The sequence below is a fragment of the Caldisericia bacterium genome (assembly GCA_026414995.1).
Lineage (GTDB): Bacteria > Caldisericota > Caldisericia > B22-G15 > B22-G15 > JAAYUH01.
Genome location: JAOAHY010000004.1, coordinates 74,305 through 101,161, shown reverse-complemented (window position 1 = coordinate 101,161; position 26,857 = coordinate 74,305). Strand labels below are relative to the sequence as shown.

The following is a 26,857-nucleotide window of genomic DNA, read 5'->3' as shown; positions in this document are numbered from 1 at the left end:
ATATCTGTGCAGTTAAAACTGGTATTAGAACAGGCCTTGATAGAGTAGTCTATTATGCAAGAAAAATGGGAATAAGAACTCCAATTGAACCATATCCCTCAATGACAATAGGAGGCTTTGAAGTAACTCCACTTGATATGGCAGTTGCTTATGGAGTTCTTGCAAATATGGGTGAGAGAGTTGATGCAAGAGGAATAACAAAAATATTAGGAAGAGATGGAAGAGTAATTTATGAAAGTAAACCAAATCCAGTAAGAGTTGTTTCAAAAGAAGCATCTTATTTAATGACAGATCTATTTAAAAGTGTAACTTATTACTATTTCCCTGAATTTAGAAAAGTACCTCTTGCATGTAAAAGTGGAACTGCAGGAGATTTTACAAGTGGATGGTTTATTGGATATACAAAAGATTATGTTGTAAGTACATATATTGGATCTGATAAAGAATTAATTGGGCTTGAGGGTGTAAAAAATTGGGGAAGAAGATTTGCTGGAGAGATATGGAGAAATATATTTAAAGAACTTATAAAAATAAAAAATCCAACTGATTGGGAAAGGCCAGATAAGATTACTTATTCAAAAGTATGTGCAGATTCAGGACTTCTTCCCTCTTCATATTGTAAAAATATTAAAACAGAAATTTTCATAAGTGGTTTTGAACCAAAATTTGAATGTCCAATTCACAGAAGTGAATATATAGATGTTGCTGTCTGTATTGATTCAAATAAATTACCTACACCATGTACTCCTAAAGATAGAATTGAAATAAGAAAATTTTTAAAAGGAGAAGAACCAAAAGAGTATGATGATGCCTATTCTTGTGATTTTAATGTTTATATATTCCCAAGTGGTGTTGTAAAACCTCTTACTTTAATAAATTTAACAGTTGAACTTATTAATGAAAATGGGGAAACAATCGAAATTTATATAAATAATTCTTTAAGTGTAATTTTAAATAAAAATATGTTAAATTATGCAATTTCTTTCGAAAATGAAGGAATTTATGAAATAACTTTTGTTTTAAAAGATCAATATGGAGAAGAGATATCTCATATAATAAGGAAGATAATTGTAAAAAATGAATAAAATTTTTCTCTCATTTTTATGGCATTTTCATCAACCATACTATAAAGACCTTTTGGATAATTTCTATTTACTACCTTATACAAGAATCCATCTAGTGAAAAATTATTATATGATGGCAAAAATTGTTGAAATGAATAATATAAAAATGAATTTCAATTTTACTCCTATTCTACTTGAGCAGATAAATGATTATGAAAAAAATGATGTAAATGATATTTTTACATTATTAATTGAAAATAATTTAGATTATTTAAAAGAAAACAAAGAAATATTATTTGATAAATTGAAAATTTATTTATCAAATAATTTTATAAAAAATTATTCTAGATTAAAAGAGATATTACAAAAAAATAAAGAAGTTTTAAACGAAAATGATTTAATTGATTTAATATTTTATTTAAATCTCTCTTTAATTATTGAAATTGAAAAAGACGAAAAGATAAAGAAATTAGAAGAAAAAAAGGAAAATTATAATTTAGATGATATTTTTTATCTTATAGAAAAGGAAAATGAGATAATAAAAAAAGTATTGCCTCTTTATAGAGATTTATTAAATAATAATTTAATAGAATTAACTATGTCTCCTTACGCACACCCTATTTCACCACTTATTATTGATACTGATATCGCAAAAAAATGTGGTGAAAAATTTTTGCCTGATAGATTCTCTTATCCAGATGATCTAGATGGTCAGATAAAACTTGGAAAAGAAATTTTTTATAAAAATTTTAATACATATCCTCAAGGAATTTGGCCTTCAGAAGGAGCAGTTTCAAATGAGGTTGTTGAGTTTTTTGTAAAAAATGGATTTAAATATTTTCTAACCGATGAAGATATTCTTTTTAAAACTATCAAAATAAAAGATAGAAATAAAATTTATAAAAAATATTTTTTAGAATACAATAATGAAAAAATTTATGTTTTATTTAGAGACAAAATTCTTTCTGATTCAATTGGTTTTGTTTATTCTCAGATGAATGAAAATGAAGCAGTTAGAGATTTTATAGATAAATTACAAGAAATTAAAAAAATTTCAAATGAAGATAAATTTGTTTTTGTTATACTTGATGGCGAAAATCCATGGGAATTTTATAAGAACAATGGAATAGATTTTCTTAATTTATTGTATAGTGAACTAAAAAGGGATAAAGATATTATTATTTTTAAATTAAGTGAAATTATAGATGAAAATAATTCGGAAAAACTCAATTATATAGAATCTGGTTCATGGATAAATGGTGATTTTAAAACTTGGATTGGCGATGAAGAAGATAATTTATCGTGGAATTATTTAAAACAGGTTAGAGAAGACTATGAGACATTAGAGGATGAGAAAAAGAGTAACTTAAAAAAGATTTTATATATAATTGAAGGTTCAGATTGGAATTGGTGGTATGGCAAAACATATGGAGATGATATTAAAAAAGATTTTGATTTATTGTATAGAAGACATATAGAGACCTTCTATTATTACTCTGGAATTAAAAGAGATTTTAATTTGAAATCAATAATAAAAAAAGATAATTCAAAAATTATTTTATCAGTTAAAAATTATATAACTCCCAATATAGATGGAAAGATAAATGATTATTTTGAATGGTTAAATGGATTTTATTATGAAGGCGAAGAGATTTTTTCAAGTATGAATTTTGATAAGAAGATAATTGAATTTATAAGAGGAGGGTTTGATAAAGATAACTTATATTTATTAGTAAAAATTAATAAAAATCTCAAAAGTTTCGAAATTTTGTTAAATATTGAGGGAAAAACAAATTTACAATCAATAACAATTTTTAAAGATGATTTTGGTTTAAAAATTATTAGCGATTTTAAAGATATAGAGGCTAAATTTTTAGATTTACTCGAAATAAAAATTCCATTAAAAAATGAATTTTTAAGCCAAAATAATTTAATTAATTTTTTCCTTCTTTTAAAAATAAACGGTAAAGTTATAAGTAAATTGCCTCAATTTGGAATTTTTGAAATTAATTTAGATTCTAAAGAATTTTTAAAGAATTGGGAGGCATAAATTATGAAATATTTTTTAATACTTATACATAATCATCAACCAGTAGGAAATTTTAAAGATGTTATTCTTAATGCCTTTTACAAATCTTATATTCCATTTCTTGAGAAAGTATTGAAATATAAAAATGTGAAGATTTCATTACATACATCTGGAAGTCTTTATGAATTTATGGAAGAAGAGAATATAAAAGATTATGAAGATTTAATTAAGGAGCTTTTAAAAGAAAATAGAATCGAACTTTTTAGTGGAACATTTTATGAAGCAATTTTAACTTTAATTCCTGAAGAGGATAAAATTAATCAAATAAAACTTATGAATAAATATTTAAAAGATAAATTTAACTTTACTCCAAAAGGAATGTGGTTAACAGAAAGGGTGTGGGAACCAGATTTACCTAAATATATTAAAAAAAGTGAAATAGAATATACTCTTTTAGATGATAACGCTTTTAAAAAATTATTTTTAAGCGAGAAAGATTTAATTGGTTATTACATAACTGAAAATGAAGGATACTCAATCAAAATTTTTCCAATTCTTAAAAGTTTAAGATATCTAATTCCTTTTAGAGAAATAATAGAACTTTCAAGTTATTTTAAATCTTTTAATGGGGACGAATTGATTTTTACTTATGGAGATGATGGAGAAAAATTTGGACTCTGGCCAGGAACATATGATTATGTATATAAAAATGGATACTTAGATAGATTTTTTGAATTTTTAAATAATAGTGAAGATATTAAAACAATATTGTTTAATGAAGCAGTTCAAAACTTTTTTCCAAATGGAAGAATTTATTTAAATACATCCTCTTATGAGGAGATGGAGGATTGGTCAGAGGGATTCTTTAGAAATTTTTTAAGAAAATATCACGAATCAAATAAAATGCATAAAAGAATGCTTTTTATGAGAGAATTAGTTAATACAAATAACGAAAAAATTTATAAAAATGTACTAAAAAGTCAATGCAACGATGCTTATTGGCATGGTATTTTTGGAGGTTTATATCTCCCACATTTAAGAGAGGCAATATTTAAAGAGATTTTAGAAGGAGAAAATAAATTTTTAAAAGGAAAAGAGATCAAAATTTTGGATTATAATAAAGATGGATATGATGAAATAATTTTATTAAATGATAAAATTAAAATTTTTATTCATAGACTAGGTGGAAAAGTTTTAGAATTTGACTATTTAAACAAAAATATTTCTGATGTTATTACAAGATACGAAGAAATTTACCATGATAAACTTTTTGAAAGAACTGAAACTCACGAGGAGAATAGTGGAATAAAGACAATACACGAAACATTTATTTTGAAAGATAAGGATGCATTAAACTATCTTAAATTTGATAATTATTACAAAGAAAATTTCCTTATACACTTTTTAGATAATGAAGATGATTTAGAAAAATCTCACCCATATAATAGTTTATTAAATTTTGAAATAAAAGAAAATAAAATAAATTTAAATAACCCAGAAATTAATTTAGAATATAAATTTTCAAATTCAAGTTTATATTTTTCAATTACATGTGATAAATTAAGTAATTTACTTGCATTAGAGTTTAACTTTTATTTTCCTGAGGATAGATATGAATTAATAGATGATGGAATTAAAATAGATTTTTTAGATTTTAAATTAAGTTTAAGGAGTAATTCTTTTAAAGATATTAAAATAGAAAAAATTTATACTATATCAAATTCTGAAAGTGGTATTGAAAAAATATATCAAGGCTCAACAATAATCTTCATATATAGATTAAAAGATGGTATAAATAAAATTAATATGGAGGTAATTGAAGAGAAGTGAATAATAAATTTTTAATTTATCTTCATTCACACCTTCCTTACTCACTTGGTAAGGGAAGGTGGCCATTTGGAGAAGAATGGCTATTTGAAATTGCTGAATCAACTTATATTCCAATTTTAAAATCTCTTTATGAACTAAAAAAGGAGAATATAAATTTTAAATTAAATATAGGGATAACACCAGTTCTCATGGATCAACTTAAAAGTGATTATTTCAAAGAGAAATTTATTGAATATTTAAATATAAAAGAAAAAAGAGGCAAAGAAGATTATTCAAAATATAATAAGGATAATATAGTAAAAAAACTAATAGATTATTATTTAAATGAGATAAATGAGAAAAAAGAATTATTTAAAAAAATAAATTATGATATTGTAGAAGCATTTAATGAGTTTAAAAAAGATGGATTTGTTGAAATTGGAACATCAGCAATAACACATTCATATCTTCCTCTTTTAAAATATGATGATTCTAGAATTTTACAGATTAAAAATGGGATTAAAGTATATAGAAATTATTTAAAGGTAGATCCAGAGATTTTTTGGTTGCCTGAATGTGGTTATAAACCAGAAGTTGAGAAGATTTTAAAAGAAAATAAAATCAAATATTTCATTTTAAATTACCATTCTTTAGTTGAAGAAAATGAAGATATTTTTAGATATGGAAGAGGTTTTATAAAAATTCAAACAAAAAATAAGTTTTCTTCACTTTTCTTATATGAAATTTACTCTGGAATATATGTTTTGTTAAGAAATCCAGAAACAAGTGAAATAGTTTGGTCAAGAGATTATGGTTATCCAGGGGATGGAGATTATAGAGAATTTCATAAAAAAAGTGAAAATTCTGGTTTTCAATATTGGAGAATTACAGATAAGAGAGTTTCTCTTGGTGAAAAAGATTATTATAATTATGAAAGAGCATTTGAGAAAGCAAAAATTCATGCTGAAAATTTTAAAGAAAGAATAGAAAAGATTTTTATTGATTTTAATAACAACTATAATATGAATGGTTTGATTGTTGCTGCATTTGATACTGAACTATTCGGTCATTGGTGGTATGAGGGTGTTTATTTCTTAAAAGAATTTTTAAAGTATTCCTCTGAATCAAAAGTGTATGAGACAACATTATCAAAAAATATTGAAGAAAATGTTCCAATTAAAAAAGGGAAATTTATAGAAAGTTCTTGGGGCTTAGGTGGTTTTCATTATACATGGTATAATTCTGAAACAATGTGGATGTGGGAAAAGATACATATAGCAGAAGATACCTTTTTCAAAAATAGTAACTCTATAAAAGATAAAATTTTAAAATTTTCTATTTTAAAAGAGAAATTTTTACTTGAAAGTTCTGATTTTCCATTCCTTGTTACAACATCAACTGCAAAAGAATATGCAATAAAAAGATTCAATGAACATTATGAGAAATTTATAAAACTTATAAATAAAAATGTAAAACCTGAAGAAATAAATAAAGATGATTTTGTATTTAACTCAATTGAATTTGAGGAGGTTTAATAATCTATGCCAGAATTAAGAAAAGACCCAGTTATTGGAAGATGGGTAATTATTGCTACAGAAAGAAGCTTGAGGCCTCATGATTATAAAATTGAAAGTGAAGAGAAAAATAAAGATCTTTCGAAATGCCCTTTTGAAGAAGGAAATGAGAATCTAACGCCACCAGAAATTTTAAGTTATAGAAAAGTTGGAACAAATAAAAATGAGCCTGGTTGGTGGATAAGAGTCGTTCCAAATAAATTTCCTGCATTAAGAATTGAAGGTGAACTAGACAAAAGAGGAGTTGGTATGTTTGATATGATGAATGGAATTGGTGCACATGAGGTTGTGATTGAAACTCCAAATCACTTCGAAGAAATGGCAGATATGCCTGAAGCTCAAATTCAAGAGGTTGTATGGGCTTGGAGAGACAGAGTTTTAGATTTAAAAAAAGATAAAAGATTTAAATATATATTAATTTTTAAAAATAAAGGTTCACAGGCAGGTGCATCTTTAGAGCATCCACATTCTCAAATAATTGCCCTTCCCATAGTTCCAATTAGAGTTCAGCAGGAACTTAATGGCTCAAAAGAATATTTTAATTTTAAAGAAAGATGTGTTTTTTGCGATATAATTCAACAGGAACTAGAAGATAGAGAAAGATTAGTTGAAGAAAATCATGAGTTTATTTCAATAGTACCTTTTGCTGCAAGGTTCCCTTTTGAATTATGGATTCTTCCAAAAAAACACTCTTCAGATTTCATTGATGTATCAAAAGGAGATGTTGTTAGTTTGAGTAAAGTTTTGAAAAGAAGTTTATTGAGATTAAAGAATGTTTTAAATGATCCTCCTTTTAATTTAATTATACATACAGCTCCTCTTGATCAATACAATTTACCTCATTATCATTGGCATATAGAAATTATGCCAAGATTAACAAAGGTTGCTGGTTTTGAATGGGGTACAGGTTTTTATATAAATCCTACAAAACCTGAAGATTGTGCAAAGTTTCTACTTGAGACAGAAATTTAAAAAGGAGCGATTTAATGAAAATAACCTTTGTTGTATCTGAAGCAGTTCCATATATTAAAACAGGTGGCCTTGCTGATGTTGCAGGTTCACTACCAAAATATCTTAAAAGGTTAGGAGTTGATGTAACTCTTATTTTACCTTTTTATAAGGCAATAAAAGAAAAAAATTTAAATTTAGAATATATAAATAATATCAATATTAATATTAATGATAAAATTTATGATTTTAAAGTTTATATAGACAAAGAAAATTTTATATTTGATACATATTTTATTGAAAATGACCAATTTTTCTTAAGAGATGGTATTTACAATGAAAATAATATTGATTATAAAGATAATTATTTACGATTTGGACTTTTTTCACTTGCATCTCTAAAATTTATAAAAGATTATGTTAAGTCAGATATTATTCATACACATGATTGGCAAGCATCTTTTATTCAAATTTATAATAAAATATTTAATTTTAACTTTAAAACTATTTTAACAATACATAATTTAGCATATCAAGGTATTTTTGAAAAAGAGTCTCTTTTTGAACTTGGCTTACCAGAAAACCTCTTTTCAATAGATTTTTTAGAATTTTATGGAAAAATCAATATATTAAAAGGTGGGATTCTCTTTTCAGATTTAATAACTACTGTTTCACCGACATATTCAAAAGAAATTCAAAAAGAAGAATTTGGTTTTGGTTTAGATGGAATCTTAAGATTAAAAAGAGATAAAATTTTTGGTATTTTAAATGGAATAGATTATGAATTCTGGAATCCAGAAACTGATAAATATATTTATGCTAATTATAATTCCCTATCAATTGAAAACAAAAAAATTAATAAATTAAATCTTTATAAGAATTTAAATTTAAATTTTAATATTGATTTACCATTATATACAATGATAACAAGAATTACCGATCAAAAGGGTGTTGATCTTTTAATAAACATTTTTGATGATTTAATGAAACTTGATTTATACTTAATAATATTAGGTGTTGGAGATAAAGAATATGAAAAAAAATTATTTGAATTAAGTTCATTATATAAAGATAAATTTTTATTTCTAAATAAATTTGATGAACCTTTATCGCACTTACTTTATGCTTCAAGTGATTTCTTTCTTATGCCTTCAAAATTTGAACCATGTGGTTTATCTCAGATGATTTCGTTAAGATATGGAGCAGTTCCAATAGTTAGAGGTATCGGTGGTTTAAAAGACACAATTATAGAATTTAATGAAAGGGTTAATTGTGGAAATGGTTTTGTGTTTTATGAATATGATGAATATGAATTTTTAAATGCTATTAAAAGAGCACAAAAAACTTACAATCAAAAAGATAAATTATTAAAAATAATTAAAATTGGTATGAATTCAGATTATTCCTGGGAAAGTTCATCTTTAGAATATAAGAATTTATATGAAAATTTAATTTTAAAATAACTTTTATAATTGATAAAAAATTGATTATATGTTAAATTGAAATTTGAGGGAGTATTAAATCTATGAGTATGAAAGGTGTTATTTTAGCAGGTGGTTTTGGTACAAGATTAAGACCTTTAACTATTAATATTCCAAAACCTATGGTTCCTATTGCAAATAAACCCATTTTATTACATATTGTTAAATTATTAAAAAAACACAATATAAAAGATCTTATTGTTATTCTTTATCATCAACCAGAAATTATAAAAGATTATTTTAAGGATGGAAAAGATTTTGGTGTGAACATAAATTATATTATTTCAGATGAAGATTTAGGCACATGTGGAGCAGTAAACCTTGCAAAAAAGTATCTCAAAGAAGATTTTATTGTTATTTCTGGAGATGTATTAACTGATTTTAATTTAAGCGAAATTATAGAATATCATTTCAATAAAAAAGCAATTGCTACAATAACATTAACAAGAGCAATAAATCCTCTTCAATTTGGAATAGTTATAACAAATGATGAAGGAAGAATCGTTAGATTCCTTGAAAAACCATCTTGGGGGGAAGTATTTTCAGATACAATTAACACAGGAATTTATGTTTTATCTCCTGATATATTTGAATTTGTACCAGAAAGAAAAGAGTTTGACTTTTCAAAAAATCTCTTTCCTATTATTCTTAAAAAGAGTATCCCTCTATATGGTTTTATATCAAATGGATATTGGAAAGATATAGGAAATGTTAGGGAATATAAAATTGCTCATGATGAGATCATAAAAGGAATGGTTGAAATTGAAATTGAAGGTGAGAGAGTTTTAAGAATTGGTTCTGATATATGGCATGAAAGCGGTTGCGAAATTAAAAATTTAAAAAATTTATTAGGAACTGTAGTTTTAGGCAAAAATGTTAAAATTCATGATGCAAGAATTTTCAATTCATTCATTGGAGATGATGTATTAATCGAAGATAAAGTAGAAATAAATAATTCAATAATTTGGAGTGGTAGTGTCATTCAAAAAGGAAGTAAAATATTTGATTCAATAATATGTAAAAAAGTTAGTATAAAAGAAGACTCGCTGTTAGAAGGAGATAATATAATTTCAGATGATTGTGAAATTGGAAAGAATGTGATAATTAAAAAAGGAGTTTATATTTGGCCTTCAAAGATTGTTGAAGATAATTCTGTTGTTACACATAGTTTAGTTTGGGGTAAGGCATGGACAACTTCTCTCTTTGGATCATATGGAATAATAGGAGCAAATAATGTTGAGGTAACTCCAGAATTTGCTGCAAAACTTGGTTGTGCTTATGGTACAGTTCTTGGTAAGGGAGCTACTGTTTTTACAGGTAGAGATGTTGATAAATCATCAAGAATGCTAAAAAGAGCAATGATTGCAGGATTAATTTCTGCAGGAGTTGATGTGCAAGATTTAAGAGCTGTACCAGTGCCAATTTTAAGATTTTCATTAAGAACAATTGGAGGATCAGGTGGAGTGCACGTTAAAAGGTCTCCATTTGATCCACATCTTACAAACATCAAATTTTTTGATAAAGAAGGTTTTGATCTTTCAATTTCCAACGAACAAAATATTGAAAGGATATTTTTTAGAGAAGAATTTTACAGAGCAACTATTGAGGAAATAGGAACAATTGATATACCAACTAGAATTCTTGAAACTTATAAAAACTTCTTTACAAAATCTTTTGATTTAAAAACAATTAAAAGTGCTAATCTTAAATTTACAATTGATTACTCTTTTGGCTCAACAGTTATGTATCTTCCAAACATATTAGGCGATTTCGATATTGATATATTTTCTTTAAATGCATTTATGGATGGAAGAAAATCAGTTAGAAGTTTTCAGGAATTTAAAGAAGCGTTAAATACATTATCAATGATGGTTAAATCAGTAAAAAATCATTTTGGTGTTTTAATTGATGCAAATGGTGAAAAAATATTTGTAGTTGATGATAGTGGTGAAATTATGTCTAACACAAGACTTGTTGCATGCTTTATTAAACTTCTTCTTTTTGAATATAAAAATCTTTCTGTATCTATACCTGTCAATGCATCTTATGAACTTATACAATTTTTAAATGAAAAAGGAGTGAAAATTAACTTTACTTCAACAATATCAAGAAATATCATAAGAGATTCTCTTAATTCAGATTTTGGTGCAGATCTTGTTGGTGGTTTTATATTTGTTAAAGAAGTGCCATATTTTGATGGTATGTTTGCTATAGGAAAACTTGTGGAACTTCTTTCAAAAGTAGGAATTCCTCTCTCTAAGATTAAAGAAGACACACCTTTATTAGATCCTAGCCATATAGAGATAAGTTGTCCTTTTGATAAAAAAGGAACAGTAATGAGAAAATTATCCGAAACTAAAGTTTTTGATCCAAACACAGTTGAAGGAGTAAAAATTCTTTATGATGATGGCTTTGTTTTTATTTTACCAGATAGTGATAGACCAGTAATTCATATTTATTCATCTTTTACTTCAAAAGATAAAGAAATAAAAAAACTTGAGGAAGAAGAAAAGGAGATTAAATCATGGATAATAGAATAAAATTTGGAACATCTGGCTGGCGAGGAGTTATAGCAGATGATTTTACTTTTGGAAATATTAGAAAAGTTTCAAGGGGAATAAAAGATTATTTACTAGATGAAAATATATTTGATAAAGGAATCGTTGTAGGTTATGATACAAGATTTTTATCAAAAGAGTTTGCAAAAGAGGTCTCTAAAATTTTTGCTCAAAGTAATGTAAAAGTTTTATTTTTAAAAGAACCATCTCCTACACCTGTAATTTCTTATACAATTTTAAAATACAAAACATCAGGTGGAGTAAATATAACTGCATCTCATAATCCATATTATTATTCAGGGATTAAATTTTCACCTTCTTGGGGAGGTCCTGCTGAACCAGAGGTTACTAAAAAAATTGAAGATTTTTTAAACAAAGAAACTGAGGAAGAAGTAAAAGAAGATTTTGATTATTATGTGAATAAAGGATTGATTGAAATAATTGATCCATTTATTGATTATATAGAAGATTTATTAAAAATTCTTCCTTATAAATTAGAACTTAATCACAAAATAATTCTTGACCCGATGTTTGGAACTGGAATAAGATATTTTAATAAAATATTTGAGAATTTTTCTAATAATGTTTTTATAATTCACAACAATCATGATCCTCTTTTTGGTGGTTTGGAACCAGTTCCTTACGAAGAGTTTTTATCTCATTTGAAAAATGAAGTTATTAATAAAAATGCTTTTTTAGGTCTTGCACTTGATGGTGATGCTGATAGATTTGGTATTATATCATCTGATGGAACATTTATAACACCAAATGAAGTTTTATCACTATTATCATATTATCTTGGAAAAGGTAAAAAAGAAGGTATTGGAAGAACTATTTCAACAACAAGATTAATAGATAAAATAGCAAATTATTACAATATTGAAGTTTTTGAAACACCTGTAGGATTCAAATTTATAGGTATGCTTATAAGAGATGGAAAAATTTATATAGGAGGAGAGGAAAGTGGAGGTTTATCAATTAAAGGTTGGCTTCCAGAAAAAGATGGAATTTTAGCAGATTTATTAGTTCTTCAAATATGTGAAAAAGAAAATTCCTCGCCTAAAGAACTTATTGATGAGTTATATAAAAAATTTGGAAAATTTTATACAAAAAGATTAGATTTAAGATTTAAAAAAGAAGAGAGAGAAATAGTGAAAAATTACATTGATAATTTCAATGAAACTTCTATTTTCAATTTAAAAATAAAAAATATTGATAAAAAAGATGGACTGTTATTAAATTTAGAAGGTGATTTTACATATATATTGTTTAGAATTTCTGGCACAGAAGATGTTGTAAGAGTATATTTTGAAACTCAAGATAAATCTCTATTTGATTATCTAAATTCGCAAATTTTAAATTTCATTAACTCAATTGTGAGGTGAAATATGTTTGATCTTTTCTTTAAATTTCCTCTTGACTTTAAATTATCAAGAAGTTTAACGCTTGAAAAGAAAATAGATTTTAATCTGATAAAAGATGTTGAGAATATAGTTATATCTGGAATGGGTGGCTCTGGTTTTACAGGAGATTTTATTTACTATCTTTTCAAAGATTATATTAAGATACCAATCATAATAAACAAAGATTATAAACTTCCTAAATTTATATCAAACAAAACACTTCTTTTTTTGATATCTTATTCAGGAAATACAGAAGAAACTCTTTCAAATTTTTATGAAGGAGAAAAAAAGGGAGCAAAAATTATTTCTATTACTTCTAATGGTGAACTTTTTGAACTATCAGAAAAAAGATATTTGACCTATAAAATTCCATCATCATATCCACCTAGAATGGCTTTTCCATATTTGTTTTATCCAGTTTATTTTATTCTTAAACTATTTTTAGAAGAAGATCTTGGTGAAGATGAATTTTTTGATAAAATAAATTCTCTTTATGAAAAATTTAAAGAAAATGATAATGAAGGTGATAGAATTTCAGATTTGATTAAAGAAAAAATACCTATTATTTACTCTTCAAATTCTTTAACACCTGTTGCATTAAGATGGAAACAAGAAATTAACGAGAATTCAAAATATATTTCATATAATTTATCTTTCCCAGAATTAAATCATAATGAATCTGTTTTTTGGGATTGTAAAGAATTTAAAGATAAATTAATTTTTATAATTTTAAGAGATCAATTAGATATATCTCAAATGAAAAAGAGGATAGATATATCAGTTGAATTACTTAAAAAAAGAGGATGGAATGTTTTAGAATTTTTATCTTTTGGTGAAAAGCCACTTTTTAATTTATATTCTTTAATTCCATTAGGAGATTATATTTCAATTAAATTAGCATTATTAAAAGGGATTGAACCTCTCCCTGTAAAAATAATAGATGAATTAAAAAGAAAATTAAAAGAGTAGTTTTTTATATAAATTTTTTAAATCCAAATCATTTTCTTTTTGAATTAATTTTTTATTTTCTTTATCCCAATAATTTGTAAAATAGAAATATTTCTTCTTTTTTGTGGTTTCCATTTCCTTTATTCCTCTTTCTCTATATTCATTTTCAAATTCCATACTTTTTTCTGTTATTTTATTTAACTCATAATCTTTTAATTTTTCTAAATCTATATCTTTAAGCAATTCAAATATTTTATTCTGATACTCATATTTCAGAGATCTTATTTTTAACTCATTTTCTTCAAAATTTTCAATATATTTTCTAAAAAATAAATTATTTAATTTCCAAATTTTAATTAATTTTTTTTCGTTTTTATAATCAAGAGGATTGTCATCTGTAAAGAAAGTTGGTTTAAAAAGTGAAATTTCTGGATTTGGGCTCATTGTAAACCAAATTATGTTTTTCTTTCCATATTCAACTATCATTGAAGATGTTGTCTGGCTTGAAATTAAACCTCCTCCAGCATTCATACATATATTTTTCATTGATGCAATCTTTTTTGTTCCTCTATCAGAAAGAATTTTTATAAAAGTTTCTCTTGAATGTTTTTTTTCTTTTTCTAAAAGATATTTTCCTCTTTTTTCTCTTTCTATAGCACCACTTAAAATTGTATAAAGCTTATTTGAAAAGTACTTTTCAAAATTTATACCATTTTTTAAATCTGGATGTATTCCATCAAAATCCTTACCTATTGATAATTTATTGCTAATATTATAATATTCATCAATTTTTTTATAAGCGTAATATTTATCAACAAGTTCAAGAACATATGCATCTTTTGAATCTGAAATTAAAAAAGAATTATGATATTTAATTTTCTTTTCATAACCACAATTTCCACCTTGTCCATATTTTTCATTCAATTCAATGATTTTCTGAACAGCCTCAAAAGAAGTTCCACTTGTTTCAAGAGCAATTCTTATCATATCCATACCAGTAAGTCCAATATCTTTATATTTTATCTTTGTAAACACTGCTTCATTACCAATTGAAACTCCACATTCATTTATTCCCATCTCTCCGCCCCAAAGCCAAGTTGGCTTTGAAAGAAAAATTCTAAATTTTACTTCATATGGTTCAATTTCAATATAAGTTGTTTTAATATTTTCCTTTGAAATTCCTCTATTATTTATAAGTGTAAAGATTTGTACTTCATTTGGGTCTCTATCTGAGTTTTTTCCAAAAATTGTAAAGCCACTTAAAGTTCTCTTTCCTAAAATGACAAATGTATCACACATAATATCACCTCTTTTAACGAGAAAATATACAAACGAATTCTCCCTTCCCCAAGATATGATTTTCAATTTCTTTCATCACTTCTTCTACTTTAACGCCACTTTCTAAATTTAACATTTTATCTATAGCATAAATTGTAAATCTATATTGATGAGTTGAACCGATTGGTGGACAAGGTCCATTATATCCAATTTTATTAAAATCATTTTTTCCTTGTTTTATTCCATTTTCAAATTCAGGTATTTTTGGAAAATTTTCTGGTAAAGATTTATAAGTGGATGGGATATTAAATATTATCCAGTGAGTAAAAACTCCACCAGGAGCATCTGGATCATCCATAATTAAGCAGAATGACACAGTTCCATTTGGAACATTACTCCATTCTAATTGAGGCGAAATATCTTTACCTTCACATGTATAATCTTTTGGTATTAAATTATTTTCTTTTATAACTCCACTTGTTAAAAAAATTTTTATGTACTCCTTTTGAGCTTTTTTAGAGCATCCAAATAAAATTATTATTAAAATAATTGTTAATAAAAGATATTTTTTCATAAATTTCTCCCTTAATTCATATTTTATCTTATTTACAATAATTTCTCAAAAAAATATTTTAATAATTTAATATATATTTTCATTAATTGTAAAATTTTATTATGATAGTATAAAATTAAAAATAATTTATTATATTAATAATTTGTTAAAATTTTATTTATGAAAAAAATAGATAATCTTAGTGAAATTGTTTTGAATGGCAAAGGAAAATTTAGAAAATTAAGATTAGATGCGTTAAAATCAATTGAATATATATTAGAAAAAATTGATCCTGAAAATAAAGTGAAAGAGTGTTTAATAAAAAATGGTAATAAATTAAAAATTTTGTTTGAAGATATAGATTTAAAAAATTTTAATAGAAATTTTTTAATTTCTTTCGGTAAAGCAGCAATTAAGATGACAAAAGGAGTTTTATCTAAATTGGATATATATAAAGGAATAGTTGTTAGTAATATTGACTATTCAAATTTTCCAAGAAATATTGAATATATAAAAGGAGATCATCCATATCCAAGTGAAAATAGTATTTATGCTGGGAAAAAATTAATAAAATTTTCAAAAGAAATTCAAGAAAATGATTTAGTTTTAATTATGATTTCAGGTGGTGGGTCTTCTCTTGTTGAACATTCTTTAATCTCTTTAAATGATTTAATAGAATTAACAAAATTAATGTTAAAAACAGGGCTTTCAATTGAAGAGATTAATACTATTAGAAAGCACATTTCAGAAATAAAGGGAGGAAAATTATTAAAATACTTAAAAGGAAAGGTTTATTCATTAATAATTTCAGATGTAATAGGAGATGACTTGAGTGTTATTGCATCTGGTCCAACATATTTTGATAATTCAACCTTTTTAGATGCATTAAATATTCTAAAAAAATATGATTTAATTAATAAAGTTCCAGTAAGTGTTGTTGAAATTATAAATAAAGGAATTAGAAATGAAATCGAAGAAACTTTAAAAGAAAAGGATTTTCCAAAAGAGAGAGTTAAAAATTTTATTATTTCTTCAAATTATGAAGCATGTAAAAATTTAATTGAATTTTTTTATAGTAAAGGATATTCAACTTTATATTTAGGTTCAAGAATTCAGGGAGATATTAAAGAAGTAAGCAAGGTTATTGGTGGAATTATTCTTGATATTTATGAAAATAAAATTAATATTAAAAAACCAGCTGCGTTAATTTTTGGTGGTGAAACAACTGTTTTTGTAAAAGGATTTGGAAAAGGGGGGAGAAATCAAGAATTATCTCTCATAATTTCAAAATATATAAAAAATAAAGATATTTTATTTTTATCTTTTGGCACAGATGGAATTGATGGGGTAACAGATGCAGCAGGAGCAATTGTTGATGGTGATACATTAAATAGAGGAGAATTATTGAATCTCGATTATAATAAATTTTTAGAAAATAATGATTCATACAATTTTTTTAAAAATCTAAATGATTTAATAATTACAGGATCAACAGGAAATAATGTAATGGATATCGGGATTGCATTAATTTTATAAGTTATGAATCTAAAATTTAATAGTCATGAAACAATAGAGAATATATTTTTAAAAAAAGAAAAATTTAATAAAGATTCAAAAATTTTAATAATTGATACTAATGATTATGTTTCTTTATTTGATCTTGCTGAAGAAGTTTATGATGGAAAAATTTTAGTTTTGACTAATTTTATAAAAGATTTAAAAGAAAAAGTTAGAGAGTTTGGATTTCAAAAAAACATAATTTCAATAACAAAAAAATCATACTATAACATCAAAAAAGAAGTTCTTGACTTTATAATTTGGGTTTCAATCGATTTGAGAAAAAGGGATATATTAGAAGATTTATCTTTAACTTATAAATTTTTAAAAGACGAAGGAAAGCTGTATCTTCTTTTTGATAAAGAAATGAAATTACTTGAAGAGTTTAAGATAAAACTACTTCATAAAGCAGATATAAATGAAACAATAGGAATTCTTGAAAAAATAGGGTTTAAAAAACCATTTTATGAAAAAACTTATGCAGGAAGAGAACTTTCGGTTTATGTAATAATTGCAAAGAAAAAAGAAGAATTTATTAATCCATTTGAAGAAATAATTTAATGTTAAAATAAAGATATGAGAAAAATATTATTAGTTTTAATTATTCTATTATTAATACTAATTTTTGTGATAAGAGAAATTCAAACCTCATTTTCACAAGATAATATAAGTGTTTTTGGGTATGGACCTCTTAATAAAAATTTTTATACAGTTAGAGATATAAAATATTTCAATGAGAAATTTTTTGTTCTTGATTCAATGCATTTTAGAGTACTAATTTTTGATAGAAATTTCAATCTTCTACTTAGTTTTGGTGGTTTTGGAGACTCATTAAATACATTTCTTAATCCATCTTCTCTTTTAGTTGATGAAGATTTTATATATGTATGCGATCTTAATTCAGGTAAAGTAAAAGTTTTTAGACATAATGGTGAATTTGCTGGTTTCTTTATTGAATATCCTAAAATGTTACCAACATCAATTGCGATGGATTCAAATTTTAACCTCTGGATAACAGATAGAAGAGATGATACAGTTAAAGTTTTTTCAATTGATAACGAATTGAAAATGATTATAGGTAAGAGCGGAAGTGGTAAAAAAGAGTTTAAAGCACCTCTAGATATTATAACTTATGAAGATAAAGTTTATGTTCTCGATTCTGGAAATTCAAGGGTTCAAGTTTTTAATCTTAATGGAAATTATCTTTATGATTTTGGAACACCGGGTCTAGATGATGGTAAACTCTATTCTCCAACCTCTTTTACATTTGACAAAAATGGAAATTTGTGGATTGTTGAAAAATCTAATGGAAGAATTCAAATTTTTAATAAAAACGGAGAATTCATTAAAAAAGTTAAAGATAATTTTGGAAAACTTGAATGTATTGAGAAATTTGAAAATTATATGATTTTATATAATTCTCAGGATGAAAAAATTTATATCCTTGATTTAGAAGGAAATGTAATAAATAAAATAGGAGATGATATCAAATCTCCTGTTTATTTTCCTCAAAGTATCGCTATGCTAAGAGATGGAACTCTTGTTGTTGCAAATTCTGGAACATCAACAATTTCACTTTTTGATAAAAATGGAAAATTTATAAAATCTTTTTCCTCTTTTGGTGCAGCACCTGGGAAAATTCAATATCCATTAGGTATTGCGGTAAATAGTAAAGATGAAATTTTTGTTTTAGATACAGGAAGTCATGTTGTTGAAGTATATGATAAAGATGGTAAATATTTATGGTCATTTGGAAGAATGGGTGGAGCAGATGGAGAGTTTATGTATCCTCTTTCAATTGCAATTGGGAGTGATAATTGGTCTTATGTAACAGATTTTAACGCAAGGGTTCAAGTTTTTGATGAAAATGGTAAATTTAAATTTAAATTTGGAGGAATTGGATCAGGCGATGGTCAATTTACAAAAACCTCCTCTTTAACTCTTGATAAATATGGTATATCTGGATATGGTCCAAGAGGAATAACTGTTCTTGATGATGTTTATAGAATTTATGTTTGTGATACTTTTGGAAACAGAGTCCATATTTTTGATAAAAGCGGAAAATTTATAAAGAGTTTTGGAAAAGAAATTTTATCTTATCCTGTCTCTATCGCAAGATATAGTGAAAATGAATTGGTTGTTTTAAATGAAGGAGGTAGACTGGATTTCTTTACTTTTGACGGTGTTTATACTAGATCATTTGGAGAGCAAGGAGGTCCTTTTTTAAGATTTATAACACAAAATTTTGATGAGAATTTTTATAAAAAAGATATAGGAAAATTTTTAAAACCAGAAGGAATTTTAGTTAAAGATAGAACTATTTATATTACTGATACATTTAATCATAGAATTCAAGTAATCAAATTTTCTCAAATTGAATTAAATCAAAATAAATTCGATTTTGGAGAAATTGAAAAAGGAGAGATATTAAAATTCAAATTTACAATCCAAGGTAAGGGGATATTGGTTTCTCCAGAATATATAAAACTTGATAAATATCAATTCGATGGAAAAGAAGAAATTGAAGGATTAATAGACACTTCTATTTTTAATGAAGGTGATAAAATTATTGATAAAATAAAAATTTACTCATTTGATGATTATAAAGAAATAGAGATTAAATTTTCAATTAAAAAAGACACTATTCCGCCAGAAATTATTTTTAATATTGAAAATAATTTAATTACAAATAAAATAGAATTTTTTATTGAAGGAAAAACAGAAATTGGTGCAAGAATTTTATTAGATGGAAAAGATGTAGAATTAAATGAGGATGGTTCATTTAAAGTTTTTGTTAAATTAAACGAAGGAGAAAATAATTTTAAATTTACTGCAATTGATAAGGCTGGAAATAGAAAAGATACCTTGATAAAAATAATAAGAGATACAACTCCTCCAACTTTAACGCTTAATGTTCCTTCTATATATAAAGTAACAACTCAAACTTTTACAGTTTCAGGTAGAACTGAGGGAGATGCAAAAGTTTTTATAAATGGAGTTGAAGTAAAGCTTAGAGAAGATGGCACTTTCTTTAAAGATTTTCCATTAACACCTGGTTATAACAAATTTGAAATTAAAGCAGTCGATTTAGCAGGAAATGAGATAAGAGCAACAAGAGTAGTTTATAGAATTGAAAAGAAAGAAATTTTTCTTTTTATAGGAAAGATAACTTCTTTTGTTAATGGAAAAGAAATTAAACTTGATACAGCACCATTTATAAGAAATGGAAGAACCTATGTTCCTTTAAGATTCATTTCAGAATCAATTGGTGGTACAGTTATTTGGGATGGAAATGAAAAAAAGGTTATGATAACTCTATATGACACCTCTTTAACAATGTGGGTTAATAAATTAAATTATTATGTAAATTCAGTTCTATTTATGATGGACTCACCTCCACTTTTACTTCCTCCTGGAAGAGTTTTTGTCCCGATTAGAGTTGTTTCAGAATCTCTTGGTGCAAGTGTTTTGTGGGATGAAAAAGAAAAGAAAATTACAATTTTATATCCCAAATAAATAAGATAATATATGAAAAGAAAAAAGTTAAGTTAAGAGTATATTAATATCCAAAACTTAAAGTTTTTTTAATTAATCTTTTAGAATAAAATTTATGCACTTGATTAATTCTTCTTCAAAATTTTTTGGGATTGAGTGTCCTAAATTTTCATTCTCAATAAATAAAGTCTTAAAACCTCTATTAATTAATTCTTTGTTTAATTCATTTGCAATTCTAAAGAAATTATCTTTTTTGCCCACTATAAAAGAAAATTTAAATTTCTTTTTATTGATTGAATCAAGAATTGGTAAAAGATAATTTATATCTCTGAATGCTGGAATTATACCAATCCAACCTTTTATATCAATTAATTTTTTTAAATAAATTTCAAGTGAAATTCTTGCTCCTTGAGAAGCACCTGAAATAATTATTTCATTTTTGTTTATTTTTTTAAATTTTTCTAAAACTTCATCAAATATTTGAATAACTTCTTTGTAACATATTTCAGATTTATCCCAAGAATATCCATCAAAAGATGTTTTTATTGGAGATTGAGGAAAAAGTAAAAAATAATTTTTCTTTAAGTTTTCAATTTCAAAATATTTTGAAAAATCATAAATGTTTGAATCTCTTGGATGAAGTGAAATAATAATTGGATAAATTTTATTTTTATCAAGATCAATCGGTTCAAAAATTAGATATTCTCTTTTGATTAATCTATTTTCATTATCTTCTATTTTTTTAATTTTTTCTATGATTTCTTTAAATTCAATACTATCTCTAATTGAATCAAAATCTTTTTCATAGTTTAATGTAGTAACCGACCACCAGAAACCAGAATTTATTGCGTCATTTAAAATTTTTATAGCTTCATCTTTTTTATTTAAAACACTCAAAAAACATGCTTCATAATAAAATAATCTTGAAAGATATTTTAAATAATTCTTTTTATTTTCTTGTATTAAATTTAAAGCATCTTCATATTTTCCGTCTCTATATAATGAAAATAGTTTTTCCATTATATCTTTAAAATTTGACATGTGTCATTCTCTCCCAAAGATAACCTCTCTTTCATATTCAAAATTTTCTTTTGAATCTGATGCGTGAACCAAATTTTCAGTAAGTCCAAGTGCCAAATCACCTCTAATTGACCCCATTTCCCTATCTTCTGGTTTTGTGGCTCCAATAAGTTTTCTCATAATTAATATAGCATTTTCACCTTCTACCTCAATTGCAAGTATAGGACCAGAGGTCATAAATTTTATCAAACTTTCAAAAAAATCTTTTTCTTTGTGAATTTTATATAGTTTTTCAGCTTTATTTTTTGAAAGAATTTCAAATTTCATATTAACAATTTTGAAACCTTTCATTTCAATTCTCTTAATTATTTCACCAACAAGACCTCTCTTAAAAGCATCTGGTTTTAAAATTAAAAGTGTTCTTTCCATTTAATACCCTCCTTAATAATTTAAAATTGCTTTTGAAATAACAAGCGATACTATTTCTCCTCCATGATTCATTATTAATTTTTCACATTCTCTTAAAGTAGAGCCTGTGGTATAAACATCGTCTATTAAAAGAATTTTACTTCTATTTATTAAATTTTTATAATCTCTTCTTAGAACAAAGGCATCTTTAGGATTTAAATATCTTTCATTTATTGGAAGAATTGTTTGACTTTTAATCTTTTTATTTTTTGCTATAAACTCAATAAATTTAATTTTTTTCTTTTTTGCAAGTTCCTTAGAAAATATCTCAAGATGTTCAGGAATATATGATAAAAAATTAAGAGAGGGGATTGTAGTTATATAATCAAAATCTTCTTTTATTAAAAAAAGTGTTTCTTCAATAAGATATTTTGTTATTGATAAAAATTTTTTATTTTTCAAATAATCAACTAAAATCTCACCATTTTTATTATAAATAGTAAGAAAATAAAGTTTATTTCCAAGTTGTGTTCTACTAACTCCTCTTACAAAAAGTTTTTTTCTACAATCTGAGCATATTGTTCCTTCATACTCTTTACCACAATATATACATTCATTTATGAAAATAAATGGAAAAAAGTTAAAAATAATCATTTTTAATAAATTCAACTGTTTTCTTAAATGAAAAATTTAATCTTTCTTTTAATTCTCTCTTTTTCTCCTTTAAAATATTTTTTAAATCTTCTAATTTTTTAAAATTTTCAGAAAAAATAGTACTCCAAGTTTCTAATTCATCTTCAGGGAAAATTAAATTATTTAACCCAATTTCTTTAACTATGTTTTTAACTTTAATATCATATACTAAAGCAATAAAAGGAGTTTCTGTTAAAATTGAAAATATAATTGAGTGATATCTTGTTCCTATTAAAAATTTCAATTTACCAATTCTTTCAATTATTTTAATAGGATCATTAGAATAAAAATAATTTAAATTTAGTTTTCTTGCTATTTCAATTTCCTCTTTTGAAAAGACAATAAATTCAACTTCAAGATTAACTTTTTTTATTATGATTTTTAAGAAATTTTCAATTTTATTTAAATCTAATTTATCAAAATATCTTATAGAAATACCTATTTTATTTTCCTTTTCAACTTCATCAATATCAAAATAAAAAGTAGAATCACTACTTAAAAATTTATTATTTAAATTTTTAAAAAATTCAAATGAATATGAATCTCTTAAAAAAATAAGATCACAATTTTTTAACACATTATATAATAGTTTTTTAGAGATATTTCTTATAATAGGCCCAATGCCTACATTTAAAAGAATAACTTTTTTACCTAAAAGTTTCATATATTTAATTAAAAATATGTAATAAGCTAAACTTCTAAAACTTGTTTTATCTTGAAAAAGACCTCCTCCGCCAAGAATAAAAAATTTAAACTCATTTTTAATTTTAAAAATTTTGAAAAAATTATATCTATCTATTGCTTCTTCATTAAAAATTGATCTTCCTTTATTTGTCAATATTATAGGTTTAAAACCCTCTTTTTTTAAAAAAGAAATTTCTGAAAGTAAAATTGCATCATCACCAATGTTTTCGAAACCAAAATACCCACCTAAAAGGATTTTTTCCATCTTTCAATAAATAGTTTATATATAAATCTAAAAATTTTAAAAATCCTAAATATTCTTTTTGGCTCAATAAGAACTCTGTACAACCACTCAAGACCCATTTTTTGAATAAATTTTGGTGCTCTCTTTTTTTCTCCTGCCCAAATGTCGAGTGTACCACCAACTCCTATACATACTCCTACATTTTTAAAAACATCTTTATGTTTCCAAATCCAAAGCTCTTGTTTTTCAGAACCCATTCCTACCAGTAATATATCAGGATTTATATCTTTAATTTCTGATAGAATTTTTTCTTCCTCATATTCATTAAAATATCCATTATAAGTTTTAACAATATTTAAATTATTAAAAAATCTCTTTAAATTTTCTTTGGCCTTTTCACTAATACCTTCTTTTCCTCCAATTAAAACTATTTTATAACCCTTTTTATTAGCAATTTCCATTAATTTAAAAGAGATATCTATTCCGGGTATTCTTTCTTTAAGTGGATTTTTTAATATTTTCGATGCTAAAATTATGCCAATACCATCTGGAATTATTAAATCTGCATTTTTTATTACCTCAAAAAAATTCTTATTCTCTAAAACTTTAGTTGCATTTTCAGAATTTATTGTAAATACTAGGTGAAATTTTTTTTCTTCTATAAATTGGACTAATTTTTGAAGTGCCTCTTCGTGAGTTAGATTATCAATTTTGATACCAAGTATGTCAACTTTTTCCAATTTTAAATTTCTCCTTTAGAACTATAAAAATAAACTTAATGAGGAGTAAAACTCTTGGAAATCTTTTTTTTGGCTCTAGTAAAAATCTATAAAACCATTCCAGACCCAATTTTCTAATTAATTTTGGTGCTCTCTTTATTTTTCCAGAAAAAACATCAAAACTTCCACCAACTCCCATAAAAACTTTTGCATCTATATATTTAAGATTATCATATATAAAATATTCTTGTTTAGGACTCCCCATTGCTACAAATAAAAAATCTATTTTTTTATTTCTCATATCATTTATAACTTCATCTGAAGTATTAAAAAAACCATTATGATAACCTACAATTTTAACTCCTCTATACTCTTTTTTTACTCTTTCAACAACACCTTTAACACTTTCATCCTTTGCGCCTAAAAAATATATTGAAAGATTTGCTTTATCTCCATATTCAATAAGCGCTTCAAACATATCTATACCTGTAATTCTCTCCTTAATTCCAATTCCAAGAATTTTAGATGCTATAACAATTCCATATCCATCAGGTAAAAGTAAATCTGAATTTTCTAATATTTCTTTCAATTTATTATCATTTAGACTTCTAACAATTTTTTCAGGATTAATTGGTGTAATTATCCTTTTTTTATCTTCTTTTAAGAAACTAATTATTTTTTCTTTTGTTTCTTCAAATGTTAATGGATATAGATTATATCCTAAAAATTTCTTCATTTAAAAAAAGTTTAACAAAGAAAATATTAATTTTCAACATTTATTGAATTTGTTATATCAATAATTTATAATATTAACATGATTATAAATTCAACAATTTTTACATTGATTTTAGTTTTTATAGGATTGTATTATTTATTTCTTTATCTCATATCCTTTCAATATAAGAGACCTTTAAATAGTGGTCAAGATGATTATTTTTATTTTATTTTAATTCCAGCAAAAAATGAAGAAAAAGTTATTAAAAGAACCATTGAGAATTTTTTAAAATTAGAAAATCAAAACTTTAGAATTATTATTTTAAATGATAAATCAATTGACAGAACAAGAGAAATTGTTTTTTCGTATTTAAACAAAGATAATAGACTAGTTTTATTAGATAGAATTAGTTTCAATGACAAATCTGGCAAAGGAACTGTTTTAAATTTTGGATTAAGTCAAATTCTTTTTTCATTAAGACACAATTTTTTAGAGTCATTAAATTTAGATGAGAATTTTTATGAGAAATATAATTATAATAACATTATTATAGGAGTTTTTGATGCAGATGCTATACCACATCAAAATATTTTTAATAGAATAAGTGATTATTTTAAAAATTTTGATATAGATGCTGTTCAAACTATGATTAGAATTTATAATAGGGATAATAATTTATTATCAAAAATGCAAGATATAGAATTTTTAGGTTTTAGCCAAATAATTCAGAAAGGTAGATCTATTTTGGGAAGTGTTGGAATGGGAGGAAATGGTCAATTTACAAAATTATCTTCTCTTCTTAAATTAGGCGATTCACCTTGGGGATATACATTAACTGAAGATTTAGAATTAGGTTTAAAATTTATTTCTTATGGTATGAAATTAGGTTATGCAGATGATATAATAACTGAACAGGAGGGTGTTGAAAATTTATTATCTTTAATAAGACAAAGAAGCAGATGGTTACAAGGTCATTTATCTAATTGGATATATATACCAAAGATTATATTTTCAAAATCTAAATTTTTTACAAAATTAGATTCAATATTTTATTTAACATTTGTATCTACAATTTTTATTGTCTTTTTAAGCATTTTTTTATCTATTTTTGGTTTTTTTAAAGTTATATATGTAAAAAATTATATTTTAAATTATTTTTACAGTATTAATACAATAGTTGGATTTTTGGTTTTAATTTTATTTTCATTTATATTTATACCTATATTTTTAACTGGTATAAACGGTTTCTATAAAATTAATTTACTTAAAAAATATATATTAATTTTAATTTTTGCATTTTATACATATATTTGGTTACCTAGTTTTTTGTTGGCAATAATTAAATTAATTTTTAATATAAAAAAATGGGTTAAAACAGAAAGGTATGCTATTGAGGAAATTCACAATTTAAATATCATTAAAAGTTACGAGAATGATAGAAGAGCATATCCAAGAATTTATTTAAATTTTATTACAAAAATTGATAATAAACCTATTATGGTATTAGATTATAGTAATGGTGGATTAGGAATTTTAACTAAACCAGATTCATTTACTGATAATAATATTAATATTTCGATCCATGAATTAAATATTTATAGAAAGGGACAAATAGTATATAAATACACTATAAATAATAATTTAGTAAGATTAGGCATAAAATTCATATAATAACTA

General features: G+C 24.5%; 21 protein-coding genes. 13 read left to right on the top strand and 8 right to left on the bottom strand.

Going from position 1 to position 26,857, the window contains the following annotated elements:
* The 9 genes from N3D74_02815 to N3D74_02775 all read left to right on the top strand — a co-directional run.
* The coding region (locus tag N3D74_02815; protein MCX8095109.1) for a penicillin-binding transpeptidase domain-containing protein at nucleotides 1–1,085 on the top strand (1,085 nt) is incomplete at its 5' end.
* Complete coding sequence (locus N3D74_02810; GenBank protein MCX8095108.1) at nucleotides 1,078–3,114, top strand: glycoside hydrolase family 57 protein; 2,037 nt, start codon at nucleotides 1,078–1,080, stop codon at nucleotides 3,112–3,114. The genes N3D74_02815 and N3D74_02810, both read left to right, overlap by 8 nt.
* A gap of 3 nt (nucleotides 3,115–3,117) precedes the next feature.
* On the top strand, nucleotides 3,118–4,923 hold the full coding sequence (locus tag N3D74_02805) for a DUF1925 domain-containing protein (GenBank protein MCX8095107.1): 1,806 nt from the start codon (nucleotides 3,118–3,120) through the stop codon (nucleotides 4,921–4,923).
* Nucleotides 4,920–6,437 carry a DUF1957 domain-containing protein gene (locus N3D74_02800; protein ID MCX8095106.1) on the top strand — a complete coding sequence of 506 codons (1,518 nt, stop codon included), beginning with the start codon at nucleotides 4,920–4,922 and terminating at the stop codon, nucleotides 6,435–6,437. The genes N3D74_02805 and N3D74_02800 overlap by 4 nt, the downstream gene beginning before the upstream one ends.
* A gap of 6 nt (nucleotides 6,438–6,443) precedes the next feature.
* Complete coding sequence (galT, locus tag N3D74_02795) at nucleotides 6,444–7,448, top strand: galactose-1-phosphate uridylyltransferase (GenBank protein ID MCX8095105.1); 1,005 nt, start codon at nucleotides 6,444–6,446, stop codon at nucleotides 7,446–7,448.
* A gap of 14 nt (nucleotides 7,449–7,462) precedes the next feature.
* Nucleotides 7,463–8,887: a glycogen synthase GlgA gene (glgA, locus tag N3D74_02790; protein MCX8095104.1), complete on the top strand. Its 1,425-nt coding sequence runs from the start codon at nucleotides 7,463–7,465 to the stop codon at nucleotides 8,885–8,887.
* 62 nt (nucleotides 8,888–8,949) lie between these two features.
* Complete coding sequence (locus N3D74_02785; protein MCX8095103.1) at nucleotides 8,950–11,445, top strand: sugar phosphate nucleotidyltransferase; 2,496 nt, start codon at nucleotides 8,950–8,952, stop codon at nucleotides 11,443–11,445.
* Nucleotides 11,430–12,848: a phosphoglucomutase/phosphomannomutase family protein gene (locus N3D74_02780; protein MCX8095102.1), complete on the top strand. Its 1,419-nt coding sequence runs from the start codon at nucleotides 11,430–11,432 to the stop codon at nucleotides 12,846–12,848. The genes N3D74_02785 and N3D74_02780 overlap by 16 nt, the downstream gene beginning before the upstream one ends.
* 3 nt (nucleotides 12,849–12,851) lie before the next feature.
* Nucleotides 12,852–13,835 (top strand): bifunctional phosphoglucose/phosphomannose isomerase, encoded by a 984-nt coding sequence (locus N3D74_02775; GenBank protein MCX8095101.1) that lies wholly within the window; start codon nucleotides 12,852–12,854, stop codon nucleotides 13,833–13,835.
* On the opposite strand, the gene N3D74_02770 is transcribed toward N3D74_02775, so the two are convergent.
* Together N3D74_02770 and N3D74_02765 are read right to left on the bottom strand one after the other, a co-directional pair.
* Nucleotides 13,824–15,113, bottom strand: coding sequence for a carcinine hydrolase/isopenicillin-N N-acyltransferase family protein (locus N3D74_02770; GenBank protein MCX8095100.1), 1,290 nt, complete (start codon nucleotides 15,111–15,113; stop codon nucleotides 13,824–13,826). The two genes, N3D74_02775 and N3D74_02770, sit on opposite strands and share 12 nt — an antisense overlap.
* A 13-nt stretch (nucleotides 15,114–15,126) precedes the next feature.
* Complete coding sequence (locus N3D74_02765) at nucleotides 15,127–15,666, bottom strand: YbhB/YbcL family Raf kinase inhibitor-like protein (protein MCX8095099.1); 540 nt, start codon at nucleotides 15,664–15,666, stop codon at nucleotides 15,127–15,129.
* Between the two features lie 159 nt (nucleotides 15,667–15,825).
* On the opposite strand from N3D74_02765, the gene N3D74_02760 reads away from it, so the two are divergent.
* Genes N3D74_02760 through N3D74_02750 form a run of 3 tightly spaced genes read left to right on the top strand, consistent with a single transcriptional unit; the run spans nucleotide 15,826 to nucleotide 20,718 of the window.
* Entirely contained in the window at nucleotides 15,826–17,181 is a 1,356-nt protein-coding gene (locus N3D74_02760) for a glycerate kinase (GenBank protein MCX8095098.1), read from the top strand.
* Between the two features lie 3 nt (nucleotides 17,182–17,184).
* Nucleotides 17,185–17,763 carry a hypothetical protein gene (locus tag N3D74_02755; protein ID MCX8095097.1) on the top strand — a complete coding sequence of 193 codons (579 nt, stop codon included), beginning with the start codon at nucleotides 17,185–17,187 and terminating at the stop codon, nucleotides 17,761–17,763.
* A gap of 15 nt (nucleotides 17,764–17,778) precedes the next feature.
* Nucleotides 17,779–20,718, top strand: a complete 2,940-nt coding sequence (locus tag N3D74_02750; GenBank protein MCX8095096.1) for a stalk domain-containing protein — start codon at nucleotides 17,779–17,781, stop codon at nucleotides 20,716–20,718.
* 72 nt (nucleotides 20,719–20,790) lie between these two features.
* On the opposite strand, the gene N3D74_02745 is transcribed toward N3D74_02750, so the two are convergent.
* From N3D74_02745 to N3D74_02720, 6 genes are read right to left on the bottom strand one after another with little or no spacing between them, the layout of a single operon-like run.
* Nucleotides 20,791–21,738, bottom strand: coding sequence for a hypothetical protein (locus N3D74_02745; GenBank protein ID MCX8095095.1), 948 nt, complete (start codon nucleotides 21,736–21,738; stop codon nucleotides 20,791–20,793).
* Nucleotides 21,739–21,741: 3 nt separating this feature from the next.
* Nucleotides 21,742–22,146 carry a nucleoside-diphosphate kinase gene (gene ndk / locus N3D74_02740; GenBank protein MCX8095094.1) on the bottom strand — a complete coding sequence of 135 codons (405 nt, stop codon included), beginning with the start codon at nucleotides 22,144–22,146 and terminating at the stop codon, nucleotides 21,742–21,744.
* Nucleotides 22,147–22,158: 12 nt separating this feature from the next.
* Entirely contained in the window at nucleotides 22,159–22,779 is a 621-nt protein-coding gene (locus N3D74_02735; protein ID MCX8095093.1) for a hypothetical protein, read from the bottom strand.
* A complete protein-coding gene (locus N3D74_02730; GenBank protein MCX8095092.1) occupies nucleotides 22,766–23,767 on the bottom strand; it encodes a polysaccharide pyruvyl transferase family protein in 1,002 nt (333 codons plus the stop codon). Before N3D74_02730 ends, N3D74_02735 begins: the two co-directional genes overlap by 14 nt.
* Entirely contained in the window at nucleotides 23,749–24,486 is a 738-nt protein-coding gene (locus N3D74_02725) for a WecB/TagA/CpsF family glycosyltransferase (GenBank protein MCX8095091.1), read from the bottom strand. The genes N3D74_02730 and N3D74_02725 overlap by 19 nt, the downstream gene beginning before the upstream one ends.
* A complete protein-coding gene (locus tag N3D74_02720) occupies nucleotides 24,473–25,201 on the bottom strand; it encodes a WecB/TagA/CpsF family glycosyltransferase (GenBank protein ID MCX8095090.1) in 729 nt (242 codons plus the stop codon). Before N3D74_02720 ends, N3D74_02725 begins: the two co-directional genes overlap by 14 nt.
* A gap of 78 nt (nucleotides 25,202–25,279) precedes the next feature.
* Here N3D74_02720 and N3D74_02715 point away from each other — a divergent pair, with 78 nt between their 5' ends.
* Nucleotides 25,280–26,851 (top strand): glycosyltransferase, encoded by a 1,572-nt coding sequence (locus tag N3D74_02715; GenBank protein ID MCX8095089.1) that lies wholly within the window; start codon nucleotides 25,280–25,282, stop codon nucleotides 26,849–26,851.
* The last annotated feature ends 6 nt before the right edge of the window (nucleotides 26,852–26,857 follow it).

Excerpts from the sequence above, each read along its gene's own strand:
- N3D74_02810 (MCX8095108.1), top strand. The coding sequence starts at position 1,078 with ATGAATAAAATTTTTCTCTCATTTTTATGGCATTTTCATCAACCATAC.
- N3D74_02805 (MCX8095107.1), top strand. The coding sequence starts at position 3,118 with ATGAAATATTTTTTAATACTTATACATAATCATCAACCAGTAGGAAAT.
- galT (MCX8095105.1), top strand. The coding sequence starts at position 6,444 with ATGCCAGAATTAAGAAAAGACCCAGTTATTGGAAGATGGGTAATTATT.
- glgA (MCX8095104.1), top strand. The coding sequence starts at position 7,463 with ATGAAAATAACCTTTGTTGTATCTGAAGCAGTTCCATATATTAAAACA.
- N3D74_02785 (MCX8095103.1), top strand. The coding sequence starts at position 8,950 with ATGAGTATGAAAGGTGTTATTTTAGCAGGTGGTTTTGGTACAAGATTA.
- N3D74_02780 (MCX8095102.1), top strand. The coding sequence starts at position 11,430 with ATGGATAATAGAATAAAATTTGGAACATCTGGCTGGCGAGGAGTTATA.
- N3D74_02775 (MCX8095101.1), top strand. The coding sequence starts at position 12,852 with ATGTTTGATCTTTTCTTTAAATTTCCTCTTGACTTTAAATTATCAAGA.
- N3D74_02770 (MCX8095100.1), bottom strand. The coding sequence starts at position 15,113 with ATGTGTGATACATTTGTCATTTTAGGAAAGAGAACTTTAAGTGGCTTT.
- N3D74_02765 (MCX8095099.1), bottom strand. The coding sequence starts at position 15,666 with ATGAAAAAATATCTTTTATTAACAATTATTTTAATAATAATTTTATTT.
- N3D74_02760 (MCX8095098.1), top strand. The coding sequence starts at position 15,826 with ATGAAAAAAATAGATAATCTTAGTGAAATTGTTTTGAATGGCAAAGGA.
- N3D74_02755 (MCX8095097.1), top strand. The coding sequence starts at position 17,185 with ATGAATCTAAAATTTAATAGTCATGAAACAATAGAGAATATATTTTTA.
- N3D74_02750 (MCX8095096.1), top strand. The coding sequence starts at position 17,779 with ATGAGAAAAATATTATTAGTTTTAATTATTCTATTATTAATACTAATT.
- N3D74_02745 (MCX8095095.1), bottom strand. The coding sequence starts at position 21,738 with ATGTCAAATTTTAAAGATATAATGGAAAAACTATTTTCATTATATAGA.
- ndk (MCX8095094.1), bottom strand. The coding sequence starts at position 22,146 with ATGGAAAGAACACTTTTAATTTTAAAACCAGATGCTTTTAAGAGAGGT.
- N3D74_02735 (MCX8095093.1), bottom strand. The coding sequence starts at position 22,779 with ATGATTATTTTTAACTTTTTTCCATTTATTTTCATAAATGAATGTATA.
- N3D74_02730 (MCX8095092.1), bottom strand. The coding sequence starts at position 23,767 with ATGGAAAAAATCCTTTTAGGTGGGTATTTTGGTTTCGAAAACATTGGT.
- N3D74_02720 (MCX8095090.1), bottom strand. The coding sequence starts at position 25,201 with ATGAAGAAATTTTTAGGATATAATCTATATCCATTAACATTTGAAGAA.
- N3D74_02715 (MCX8095089.1), top strand. The coding sequence starts at position 25,280 with ATGATTATAAATTCAACAATTTTTACATTGATTTTAGTTTTTATAGGA.